Raw genomic sequence first — 11185 nt, forward strand, 5'->3', positions numbered from 1 at the left:
GCCTGCCGCGAAGGTCAGACGCGCATCGGCATCAGCACGTAGAGCGCGGGGCTCTTGTCGTCCTGACGGATCAGCGTCGGCGCGGCCGCGTCGGCAAGGTGGAGTTCCACCGTGTCGCCGTCGATCTGACCGAGGATGTCCTTGAGGTAATTGGCGTTGAAGCCAATCTCGAAGCCTTCAGCGGCGTACTGCGCGGGCACTTCCTCCGCTGCCGTGCCATTGTCGGGCGAGGTGACCGACAGGGTGATCCGGTCGCTGTCCAGCGCCATCTTCACCGCGCGGGTCTTCTCGGTGGCGATCGTCGCCACGCGGTCCACGCCCTGGAAGAAGCTCTTGGGATCGACCTTGAGCAGCTTGTCGTTACCGGTCGGGATAACGCGGGTGTAGTCCGGGAACGTGCCGTCGATCAGCTTGCTGGTCAGCACCACGCCGTGCTCGCCGCCCAGCGTGAAGCGGATCTTGCTGGCAGACAGATCGACGAGCACGTTGGTGTCCAGCGCCTCTTCGAGCAGCTTGCGCAGTTCGCCTACGCATTTGCGCGGCACGATCACGTCGGGCATGCCTTCCGAGCCGTCCGGACGGGCGATGGTGAAGCGCGCCAGACGGTGACCGTCAGTGGCGGCGGCCTTCAGTTCCTCGTCGCTGACGTGCAGGAAGATACCGTTGAGGTAGTAGCGCGTCTCTTCGGTGGAGATCGCGAAACGGGTGCGGTCGATCAACTGTGCCAGCGTGGCGGCGGGCACCTCGAAGCTGGTCGGCAGTTCGCCTTCCGCGATCATCGGGAAGTCGTCGCGCGGCAGCGTCGGCAGCTGGAAGCGGCTGCGACCGGCCTTCACGACCATGCGGTTGTCCGCCGAGATCGAGGCTGACCTGGCTGCCCTCGGGCAGCTTGCGCGCGATGTCGAACAGCAGATGCGCCGAGACGGTGATCGCACCCGCCTGCTCCACCGAAACCGCGCTCAGCGTTTCCACGACCTGCAGGTCGAGGTCGGTCGCCATGATCTTGAGCGCACCGCCGGCGGCGGCCTCGATCAGCACGTTCGAGAGGATCGGAATGGTATTGCGGCGCTCGACGACCGACTGCACGTGGGAAAGGCAGCGCAGCAGCGTGGAACGTTCGATAGTGGCCTTCATGACAGCCTCAAGTCCCCCTTGGTCGGGCACGGGATAAGGATATCCCTTAAATTCGGACGACTATCTCTAACGGGAGTCCGGAGCGCGGCAAGCCGGATGTGGGCGGAAAACCGCGAATCTGGGGATAAATCAAGGGTTCTTATGGAGAACTTGGCGAGGCGGAGCGTTCCACGTCCTTCCAGTCGAGCACCTGCACGCCGCCATGGCCATCGAGCCGAAAGTAGACCGAGCCATAACTGGAGCCGGGACTCAGCGTACTTGCACTGTAGATGACGTTGGCAAGCAAGGGTTTGGGCGACACATGTGGCCATACCGCTCCATTCTGGCCACGATAGCGCCCGCCCTTGAGAACTTGACCGTAGAACACCGGATAAGCGTTCTCGCAGGAATCGCGCCAGTCGAACCAGTAGGTTCCGGACGTGACTCGATCTTCGTCATCGCCGACCTCTAGATTCGCAGAAGGTCCGCTCTGTGCTCGGACATCGATCGAATAGAAGCAATCAGCGCGCGACCACCAGCCGCCCAAGGCATCGAAGGCCAGCCGCCCGCCGATCATCCGGGCCGTCATCTCATGCTCTGACGAGCACGATCCCAACGCCGCGAGCAAAGCCGCAAGCGCCGAAAACCGTGCCCACCGTTGCATCAGATCACACCATCACCATGCCACCGTTGACGTGCAGGGTCTGGCCGGTGACGTAGCCCGCTTCCCTGCTGGCAAGGTACACGGCGGCTGCGGCGATTTCGTCGCCCTCGCCCATGCGGCCGATCGGGATGCGGGCGTTGAGCGCGTCCTTCTGCGCGTCGGGCAGCACGTCGGTCATCGGCGTGCGGATGAAGCCCGGTGCGATGCAGTTCACCGTCACGCCGCGGCTGGCGATTTCCTGCGCGAGGCTCTTGGACATGGCGGTGATGCCGCCCTTGGCCGCGCAGTAGTTCATCTGGCCGGGGTTGCCGGTGGTGCCGACCACCGAGGTCACGTTGATGATGCGGCCATAGCGCGCCTTCATCATCGGCTTAGTCACGGCGCGCATCAGGCGGAAGGTCGATTCGAGGTTGATGCGGATCACCTGATCCCATTCCTCGTCCTTCATGCGCATCGCGAGGTTGTCGCGCGTGATGCCGGCATTGTTGACGAGAATGTCGATCTGGCCCAGCGACTCGAGCGCGGCGGGGACCAGCTTCTCGACCTGCTCGGCATCGCCCAGGTTGCAGGCGATGGAGACGTGGTCGACTTCCTGCAGATGCTGCGGGGTGTGCTCGTCGAGTTCTTCGCGGAAGGCGCGCAGCTTGTCGGCATTAGAGCCCGAGATTGCGAGGCGCGCACCTTGCGCCGCCAGCGCGCGGGCCACGGCCGAACCGATCCCGCCGCTTGCGCCGGTCACCAGGGCAGTCATTCCGTTGAGGTTGAACATGAGAAACTCCTAGATCGCCATCCCGGCGATGCTTCATCTGACGGCGTGCGGCCCCGGGTCAAGCCCGGGGCCATGCGGAAAATCAGAGGCTCTTGGCCAGCTCCTCGATTTCAGCCATCGAGATCGCGGCCACGACGTCCACCTCGCCCGCCGAGCGCTTGATCATCGGGCCGACGACCTTGCCGCCGATCTCGACGAAGCGCTCCACGCCCGCCGCGTGCATCGCGATCGCGCTCTCGCGCCAGCGGACGCGGCCGGTGACCTGCTCCACCAGCAGGCGCTGGACTTCGGCCGGGTCGGTCACGACCGAAGCCGTCACGTTGGCGAACAGCGCCACCCGCAGCGCGCCCGGAGGGTCGCGGCAAGCGCCTCGGCCATGGCGTCGGCGGCGGGCTGCATCAGCGGGCAGTGGAACGGTGCCGAGACCGGCAGCGCGATGCCGCGCTTGATGCCGTGATCCTTGACCAGCGCGATGGCGCGCTCGATCGCTTCCTTGTGGCCCGAGATCACGACCTGCGTGGGGTCATTGTCGTTGGCTACGGTGCAGACCTGACCTTCGGCCGCCGCTTCGGCGAGCGCAGTGGCCTTCTCGATGTCGGCGCCCAGCAACGCGGCCATGGCGCCCACGCCAACCGGCACGGCGGCCTGCATCGACTGGCCGCGCAGCTTCAGCAGGCGCGCGGTGTCGGCGAGGCTGAAGGCCCCTGCGGCGCAGAGCGCGGTGTACTCACCCAGCGAGTGACCGGCGACGAAGTCCGCCTTGTCGGCGAGGCTGATGCCGCCTTCCTTCTCCAGCACGCGCAGCACCGCGATGGCGTTGGCCATGATCGCAGGCTGGGCGTTCTCGGTGAGGGTGAGCTGGTCCTCGGGGCCTTCGCTCATGATGCGGAAGAGGTTCTGGCCGAGCGCTTCGTCGACCTCCTGGAAGACCTCGCGCGCGACGGCGCTGGCCTGTGCGAGTTCGGCACCCATGCCGACCTTCTGGCTACCCTGTCCGGGGAAAACGAATGCACGCATCTGCGACCGCTCCTTGGCTTGCACGGCGGGCGCGAGCCTCTCGCCGATTGCGAATCGATTGTGGCGCGGCGGGTTATTGACCTTGGCCGCTCAGGGCAAGCCCTGAGACACGCACGTCACCCGAAAGCGATGTCCTGGGTGACGCCCTTCGAGAAGTCGCCCGCCTTGCGCCGCACGTATTCGTAGAAGCCCTTGAGGTTGTCGGTCGGCTCGTACAATTCGAGCATGTGCCCGTAAGTTGCTATCGTATCGAGGAAAACGTAACGGAACCCGTCGGTCATCTGCGCGTCTAGCGCCAGCGCAGCCCCTCGCCCGGTGAAGTCGGCGACGGCTGCATCCAGATTATCGACGAACAAGGCTACGTGATGCAGTCCCTCCCTCCCCGAGCCTTCCGGATAGAGGTCATGAAAGGCCGAAGGGCCGGGATTGTTCTGCTGGCAGAACTCGATCATCACTTCGCCCCACTGGCCGTAGGCGCTGGAGTGATCGAGTTCGCGCTCTACCCCGCGATGGACAGCGCGGGTCAGCGCGATATGGTCGGCCACGTAGTAAGGCCCGGAGCCGAAGGCCGCGGAATGGGCCCGCGCGGCGGCGCGCACATCCGGCACGAAGTAGGCGATCTGGCGGATCGGCAAGGGCGCCATCAGTCTCTCCCGTTCTGTTTGAGCCGGAGAGTGGCGTCTTCGTCAGCCGAAGGGAACTATCTTATTTGCGGCATCGTGGCCGATGTCCGCCGCGCCAAGGAAAGCGATCGCGTGGCGTTCGCACCAGTAGCGCGCGATCTGCTCGGCATCGGTGCCGAAGGGGCGGTCGTTCTCCGGCACGTCGCTGACGCGGCCGAGGCGAAGGCCCGCGATACCGCCGAGATGCGCGGTCGCGTGGAAGAACAGGCGGTCGACGGCGTAGAGATATTCCGAGACTTCCTCCACCATGACCACGTGGTTGGCGAGCCCCGGCATCAGCCGCGTGCCACCAAGCATGGCCAGCGTCATCAGGTTGAAGGCGGCGACGGCGTGGCGCTCGCCGCCAAGCGAGGGTTCCAGGCCGTCCCTTTCGCCCGAAAGATAGGCAAGCGCACGGCGAACCGCGTCGGCGCCACCTGCGCGCCGAATGTCCGCCAGCATGGGGCCGTGGACGGGCTTGCCGATCCTCTCGCGATAGAGCCCGCCAAGCAGATAGCCTGCGTCCGAATAACCGAGGTAGGTCTTGCCGACCGCCGCATGACCCATCTGCTCCAGCGCGGCCTCCGCAATCCGGCACGCACCGTAGCCGCCCCGCGCGAACCACACGGCATCGACGGATGGATCGTTGGCGCACTCCAGCAGAGCACCGAGGCGTTGTTCGTCAGTTCCGGCGAAGTGCCCTTCCTGCGCGAAGCATTGCTCGTGAACGACGAGTTCCATGCCGGGAAACTCGGCAGCGGCGAGCGCGAGCACGGCCTCGGCATCCTCGCGGGTGATCGGGGTGGACGGTGCGCAGACGGCGATACGTGTCATGCCATGCATTCCTATCGAGGTTGTCACGGCGGGCAAGGCCGCATACGGCTTGCGGTCTATGACCGACCTGCCAACGCCCTCCAGCGACCTCACTACTCACCCCTGGTTCTTCTGCGGCATCGGCGGCTCCGGCATGCTGCCGCTGGCGCTGATCCTCAAGGGCCACGGCGCGAGCATCGGCGGCTCGGACCGCAGCCGCGACCAGGGCCGGACGCCCGAGAAGTTCGCCTGGCTCGAATCGCTGGGCTTCGAACTGTTCCCGCAGGACGGCAGCGGCGTGACCTCGGCCGAGCAAACGCTGGTGGCCTCGGCTGCGGTGGAGGACACTGTGCCCGAAGTGGTACGGGCGACGCAGCTCGGGTGCCCCCGGATGAGCCGCGCGCAGTTGCTGGCGACACTGTTCAATGCCGCGCCCTTCGGCGTGGCCATTGGCGGCACCTCGGGCAAATCGACCGTCACCGGCATGACCGGCTGGATCATGACCGCGGCAGGTCGCGATCCGACGATCATGAACGGCGCGGTGATGAAGAACTTCGTCAGCCCCGATGCGCCCTTTGCCAGTGCCCGCGTCGGACAGGGTGATGCCTTCGTGTCAGAGGTGGACGAGAGCGACGGCTCGATCGCGCTCTATCGCCCCAAGGTGGCGGTGCTGGGCAACGTCAGCCTCGATCACAAGAGCCTCGAGGAACTGCGCGAGTTGTTCGGCGACTTCCTCGCCCGCGCCGAAGTATCGGCGATCAACCTCGACGATGCGGAAACCGCCGCACTAGCCCATCGGGCGCGCTCGCTGGTGACCTTCGGGATCACTTCGCCCGACGCCCAGATCGCCGCGATCGACGTGGTCGAGGAGCCGACTTCGCTGTCCGCCACGATCCTCGACAGGCGCGAGGGCACCGAGCATGCGCTGACACTGAAGGTGCCCGGCCGCCACAACCTCTACAATGCGCTCGCCGCGATCGCTGCCGCCAATGCCGCAGGCGTGCCGGTGGCCGAGGCGGTGGTCGCGCTCGGCAGTTTCGTAGGGCTGGCGCGGCGCTTCGACGTGGTGGGCATCTCGCCCTCGGGAATCGCGGTGATCGACGACTTCGGGCACAATCCTGACAAGGTCTCGGCGACGCTCTCGACGCTCAAGGTACATCCGGGCCGCGTCATCGCGCTCTTCCAGCCGCACGGTTATGGTCCCTTGCGGCAGATGGGCGCCGAACTGGCCGAAGTCATCGCCCGCAAGCTGGGCCCGGACGACCTGACCATCCTGTGCGACCCGGTCTACTTCGGCGGCACCGTGGATCGCAGCGAAGGCTCTGAGCGGATCGTCCGGCTGATCGAAAGCCATGGCGGCAAGGCGGAGTATGTCCCTGCCCGCGAGGACTGCGCCGCGAGGATCGCGGAGATCGCCCGTCCCGGCGACCGCGTGGTCATCATGGGCGCACGCGACGATACACTGACGGTGTTTGCGAAGGATGTTCTGGCAGCTTTGCCCTGACGTCGTCCCGGACTTGATCCGGGACCGGTGGCAGTCTTGAGGCGAGGGCTATCAGCGGGGCGCCTCGCTTCGTTCCGGGCTGTCCACGGCCAGCGGTCCCGGATCAAGTCCGGGACGACACCGCCTGCAAACGCCGCCTCAGTGCCCCTTGCCGCGCGCCTTGGCGACGAGGTGGACGATCACCGCCACCACCGCGCCGAGCACCAGCCCGACCACCGCCGAAGCCAGCGCATAGCCCAGCCAGCCGAACACCGGCCCCACCGGCCCGGTTGCCTCGGCCAGCGCGTGCTGGATACCGTGCGAGACATGGGCAGGCCCGGGGACGCCCAGTTCCTCGAGCCCATGGAGGATAATCCCGCCGCCGACCCACAGCATCGCCACCGTGCCGACGCTGCCCAGAACCTTGAGCACGATCGGCATGGCCTTCAGCAGCCCGCGCCCCAGCGCCTGCGCGCTCGCGCCCGGCTTCTTGGTCAGGTGCAGGCCGACGTCGTCCATCTTCACGATCAGCGCCACCGCGCCATAGACGCCGATGGTGATGAGAATGCCCACCACCGCCAGTGCCACAGCGCGGGCGATGAAGCTGGAATCCTCCACTTGCGACAGCGCGATCGCCATGATCTCAGCCGAGAGGATCAGGTCGGTGCGGATCGCCCCGGCAACGCGGGTCTTCTCGAAAGTGGTGACATCGCTCACCGGATCGTCCAGCGTCTCGCCGTGCTTCTCGCCGCCCAGCTTCTCCAGCACCTTCTCGGCGCCCTCGAACGCGAGGTAGAGGCCGCCCGCCATCAGGATCGGGGTGATCGCCATCGGCAGGAAGGCGCTCAGCAGCAGCGCTACCGGCAGCAGGATCACCAGCTTGTTGAACAGCGAGCCCTTTGTGATCTTCCAGATGATCGGCAGTTCGCGATCGGGCGTGAAGCCGGTGACGTAGCCCGGCGTCACCGCCGCATCGTCGATCACCACGCCCGCCGCCTTGGTCCCGGCCTTGGCCACCCCCGCCGCCACGTCGTCCATGGAGGCGGCAGCGGCACGAGCGATGACCGCAACGTCGTCAAGCAGGGCGACAAGGCCGGAAGGCATTCTATTTCCTTTTGTTTGCAAGTGCGAACGAAGCCGCTGCATGCGGGGTAATCAGTCTGCGATCAAGCGAAAGCGAAACGGACTTAAATCCTGCGCGCACCCGCCGTTCTTCTCGACATGTGAAGAGCGCTCCACTTCCGGGGCCGCTCGAAAGGCTTACCGGGGTTCAACACATGTCAGTCATCAACACCAACATCAGCGCGATCCGCGCCTCGAACGCTTCGAATTCGGCCAACAAGGCTCTCGGCACCGCGATGGAGCGCCTGTCGACCGGCAAGCGCATCAACTCGGCCAAGGACGATGCGGCGGGCCTCGCCATCTCGACCTCGATGACCTCGCAGATCCGCGGCATGAGCCAAGGCATCCGCAACGCCAACGACGGCATCTCGCTGGCGCAGACCGCCGAAGGCACGCTGTCGGAAGTCGGCAACATGCTGCAGCGCGTGCGCGAACTGGCGATCCAGTCGGCCTCGGGCACCTACCAGACCTCGGACCGCGCGGCGATGCAGCAGGAAGTGACCGCGCTCACCACGCAGATCAACGACAGCTTCACGCAGGCCAAGTTCAACGGCAACACGCTGATCTCGACCACCGCGGGCGCCGACCTCACCTTCAACATCCAGACCGGCTCGCAGGGCGGCCAGCAGGTCGTGCTGACCTCCAAGGCGATCGACGGCACCAAGGTCTCGGCGACTGCCCTCGACGTGACCGATGCGACCAAGGCGGCGACCACGCTCACCAACGTCGATGCGGCGCTGTCGGACGTCAACGCCACCCGCGCCTCGCTCGGTGCCGGCCAGAACCGCCTCGAATCGGCGATCAACAACCTGACCAACACCACCACCAACCTGGCCGACGCCCGCAGCCGCATCGAGGACGCCGATTACTCGGCCGAAACCACCGCGATGGCCAAGGCGCAGATCCTCAGCCAGGCATCCACCGCGATGCTCGCACAGGCCAACCAGAGCCAGCAGAACGTCCTCTCGCTGCTGCGCTAAGAGACTGGATACAAGCCTTCCCGTCCCCCGGAAGGCCCGGAAGCCCGGCGGTCGTTTCCCCCGACCGTCGGGCGTTTCCGTGTCTGCACAAGGTGACAGGTTTACACGGTTTACACGGTCCAGAGGGCAAAGGTGTCACCTTAGGGCCGGAATGTGTCACCTTAGGAGCGTAAGGTGACACATTTTGCGGACGATGTGTCACCTTACGCGAAGGAAGTGTCACCTTGTGGTGTAACCTTGTGGAGTGCGAGGCGGTTCGGCAGGGCATGGGGCGCAATGTATCGGATGCCGCCTGGTGTAGGAAAGCGGACCAGGCATATCCTCCCTGTCGCGCAGCGATGGGGAGGTGGCAGCGACGCAGTCGCTGACGGAGGGGATCAACCCCTCCACCACCCGCTTCGCGGGCGGTCCCCCTCCCCATCGCTTCGCGACAGGGAGGATGCTCAGAACTCTACGTCGAGTTCTTCCATCTCTTCCGGCTCGGCCTTGGCGGCGGCGATCCATTCGCGCATCGGGTCCCATTCGGCGATGGTCAGGCAATAGGCCTCGCACGGTTCCGGCAGCGCCACCGCGTAGCTGACGAAGCGCGTCGTCACCGGGGCATACATCGCGTCCGCCACGGTCGGCTGCGCCCCGAACAGGAACGGGCCGCCGTAACGATCGAGGCACTCGAGCCAGATCGCCTCGATCCGCTCGATGTCGGGACGCGCGCCGGAGAACACCGGGAACTTCGCATGGCGCACCTTCAGGTTCATCGGCAGCGCCGAGCGCAAGTTGGTGAAGCCCGAGTGGATCTCTCCCGATATCGAGCGGCAATGCGCTCGTGCGATCGGGTCGGCCGGAAGCATCTGCGCATCGGGAAACCGCTCGTTGAGGAACTCCGCGATCGCCAGCGTGTCCCACACGCTCGCTCCCTGCCACGTCAGGCGCGGCACCAGCACCGAGGGCGAGAGCAGCAGCAGTTCCGCGCGGTTGGCGGCATCGTTGGCGACCATCTTCTCGGTCACCTCCAGCCCGGCAAGACGGCACAGCAGCCAGCCGCGCAGCGACCATGCCGAATAGGTCTTGCTGGAGATCGTCAGCGTAGCACCGGAATCGACCATGACCTGCCCCTTCATTCAGCTTGCATCGGGTTATGATGCAGCGCAGCATGATTGTACAACCGTTTGCGTGCACACTCGCCGAATCGCGAGGTGCCTGAGGGATATTGCGGATGCTCTATGACGCCTACCAGGCTTATTGCGACGTCCTGACCCCGGCGCGCCTGACCGCACGCGCGGCGACCGGTTTTCGCGACAAGTTCCTGGGCGGGGCGAAGACGATGCCGATGGCGCGCCGCCTCTTCGCTCTGGCCGAGACGTTCGACAAATCGACGATCACCCACAAGCGCCCGCCTTACGACATCGATGAAGTGCTCTGCGGCAATACCATGACGCCGGTGGTCGAGGACGTGGCGCTGGCCCTGCCCTTCGGCGATCTGCTCCACTTCGCCAAGCCGGAGGTGACCACGCCGCAACCCAAAGTGCTGGTGGTGGCGCCGCTTTCGGGCCACTTCGCCACGCTTCTGCGCAATACGGTCGCGACGCTGCTGCGCGACCACGACGTCTACATCACCGACTGGAAGAACGCGCGCGACGTGCCGCTCTCCGCAGGCAAGTTCGGGCTGGACGAATACATCGACTACGTCATTCGCTTCCTGCAGGAGATCGGCGATCCGGCGGCAAGGCGCGGCGCCAACGTGCTGGCGGTGTGCCAGCCTTGCGTGCCGGTGCTGGCGGCGGTGGCCATCATGGCGCAGGACGACGACCCGTGCCAGCCGCGCACCATGTCGCTGCTTGGCGGGCCGGTGGACGTACGCAGATCCCCCACGGTGGTGAACGAGCTTGCCAATGCGCAGAGCTACGACTGGTTCGAAAACAACCTCATCCACACCGTTCCGTGGCGCTACAAGGGCGGTGGACGCAAGGTCTATCCGGGGTTCATCCAGCTCACCGCGTTCATGTCGATGAACATGGGGCGGCACAATGCGCAGTTCCGCAAGCTCTACCAGCACCTCGCCGACCTGGAGATGGACGAAGCGGCGAAGATCGAGGACTTCTACGACGAGTACCTCGCGGTGCTGGACATGACGGCGGAATTCTACCTCGAAACCATCGACCGGGTGTTCCAGCAGGCGCAGCTGGCGAAGGGCGAACTGGTGCACCGCGGCCGCCGGGTGGACTGCGCGGCGATCCGCAAGACCGCGCTGCTCACCGTCGAGGGCGAGCGCGACGATATCTGCGCAGTGGGCCAGACGGCGGCGGCGCACCTGCTGTGCACCAGCCTGCGGCCGCACCTGAAGCGCCACCACCTGCAACCGGGGGTGGGCCACTACGGCGTGTTCTCGGGCTCGAAGTGGGAGCGCGAGGTCTATCCGCAAGTGCGCAGCATGATCCTGGCAATGGCGTGAAAGCCAAATCCTCCCTGTTGCGAAACAATGGGGAGGTGGCAGCCCGCAGGGTTGACGGAGGGGCGTCATCTCCCCTCCACCACCGCCTGCGGCGGCTGTCCCCCTCCCCATCG

Annotated in this window: 9 protein-coding genes and 2 pseudogenes; 3 read left to right on the forward strand and 8 right to left on the reverse strand. The window is 65.7% G+C overall.

The features are described from left to right. Positions 1–14: 14 nt before the first annotated feature. From dnaN to KZO24_RS08915, 6 genes and pseudogenes are all read right to left on the reverse strand, one after another. A pseudogene (gene dnaN / locus KZO24_RS08890) lies at positions 15–1134 on the reverse strand (DNA polymerase III subunit beta). Between the two features lie 139 nt (positions 1135–1273). After that, the gene (locus tag KZO24_RS08895; protein WP_486486084.1) at positions 1274–1777 is read right to left on the reverse strand and encodes a hypothetical protein; all 504 of its coding nucleotides are present in this window, start codon (positions 1775–1777) and stop codon (positions 1274–1276) included. Between the two features lie 4 nt (positions 1778–1781). After that, positions 1782–2546, reverse strand: a complete 765-nt coding sequence (gene fabG / locus KZO24_RS08900; protein WP_271181624.1) for a 3-oxoacyl-[acyl-carrier-protein] reductase — start codon at positions 2544–2546, stop codon at positions 1782–1784. Positions 2547–2628: 82 nt separating this feature from the next. Next, positions 2629–3563: pseudogene (gene fabD, locus KZO24_RS08905) on the reverse strand (ACP S-malonyltransferase). Positions 3564–3679: 116 nt separating this feature from the next. Continuing rightward, positions 3680–4207 (reverse strand): VOC family protein, encoded by a 528-nt coding sequence (locus KZO24_RS08910; RefSeq protein WP_486486085.1) that lies wholly within the window; start codon positions 4205–4207, stop codon positions 3680–3682. A gap of 42 nt (positions 4208–4249) precedes the next feature. Beyond that, on the reverse strand, positions 4250–5059 hold the full coding sequence (locus KZO24_RS08915) for an LD-carboxypeptidase (RefSeq protein ID WP_271181627.1): 810 nt from the start codon (positions 5057–5059) through the stop codon (positions 4250–4252). 58 nt (positions 5060–5117) lie between these two features. Here KZO24_RS08915 and KZO24_RS08920 point away from each other — a divergent pair, with 58 nt between their 5' ends. Beyond that, positions 5118–6542, forward strand: coding sequence for a glutamate ligase domain-containing protein (locus KZO24_RS08920; RefSeq protein ID WP_271181628.1), 1425 nt, complete (start codon positions 5118–5120; stop codon positions 6540–6542). 138 nt (positions 6543–6680) lie between these two features. Here KZO24_RS08920 and KZO24_RS08925 read toward each other — a convergent pair whose 3' ends face one another. Continuing rightward, entirely contained in the window at positions 6681–7625 is a 945-nt protein-coding gene (locus KZO24_RS08925; protein WP_271181629.1) for a DUF808 domain-containing protein, read from the reverse strand. A 173-nt stretch (positions 7626–7798) separates the two neighbouring features. On the opposite strand from KZO24_RS08925, the gene KZO24_RS08930 reads away from it, so the two are divergent. Then, positions 7799–8623, forward strand: coding sequence for a flagellin N-terminal helical domain-containing protein (locus KZO24_RS08930; protein WP_036522625.1), 825 nt, complete (start codon positions 7799–7801; stop codon positions 8621–8623). 443 nt (positions 8624–9066) lie between these two features. Here KZO24_RS08930 and KZO24_RS08935 read toward each other — a convergent pair whose 3' ends face one another. Continuing rightward, entirely contained in the window at positions 9067–9726 is a 660-nt protein-coding gene (locus KZO24_RS08935) for a glutathione S-transferase (protein ID WP_008832804.1), read from the reverse strand. Positions 9727–9836: 110 nt separating this feature from the next. Between KZO24_RS08935 and KZO24_RS08940 the strand changes: the two genes are divergently transcribed. Continuing rightward, the gene (locus tag KZO24_RS08940) at positions 9837–11072 is read left to right on the forward strand and encodes a polyhydroxyalkanoate depolymerase (protein ID WP_486486086.1); all 1236 of its coding nucleotides are present in this window, start codon (positions 9837–9839) and stop codon (positions 11070–11072) included. Positions 11073–11185: the final 113 nt, after the last annotated feature.

The sequence above is a fragment of the Novosphingobium sp. NFX11 genome, from assembly GCF_057376415.1.

Excerpts from the sequence above, each read along its gene's own strand:
- KZO24_RS08895 (WP_486486084.1), bottom strand. The coding sequence starts at position 1,777 with ATGCAACGGTGGGCACGGTTTTCGGCGCTTGCGGCTTTGCTCGCGGCG.
- fabG (WP_271181624.1), bottom strand. The coding sequence starts at position 2,546 with ATGTTCAACCTCAACGGAATGACTGCCCTGGTGACCGGCGCAAGCGGC.
- KZO24_RS08910 (WP_486486085.1), bottom strand. The coding sequence starts at position 4,207 with ATGGCGCCCTTGCCGATCCGCCAGATCGCCTACTTCGTGCCGGATGTG.
- KZO24_RS08915 (WP_271181627.1), bottom strand. The coding sequence starts at position 5,059 with ATGACACGTATCGCCGTCTGCGCACCGTCCACCCCGATCACCCGCGAG.
- KZO24_RS08920 (WP_271181628.1), top strand. The coding sequence starts at position 5,118 with ATGACCGACCTGCCAACGCCCTCCAGCGACCTCACTACTCACCCCTGG.
- KZO24_RS08925 (WP_271181629.1), bottom strand. The coding sequence starts at position 7,625 with ATGCCTTCCGGCCTTGTCGCCCTGCTTGACGACGTTGCGGTCATCGCT.
- KZO24_RS08930 (WP_036522625.1), top strand. The coding sequence starts at position 7,799 with ATGTCAGTCATCAACACCAACATCAGCGCGATCCGCGCCTCGAACGCT.
- KZO24_RS08935 (WP_008832804.1), bottom strand. The coding sequence starts at position 9,726 with ATGGTCGATTCCGGTGCTACGCTGACGATCTCCAGCAAGACCTATTCG.
- KZO24_RS08940 (WP_486486086.1), top strand. The coding sequence starts at position 9,837 with ATGCTCTATGACGCCTACCAGGCTTATTGCGACGTCCTGACCCCGGCG.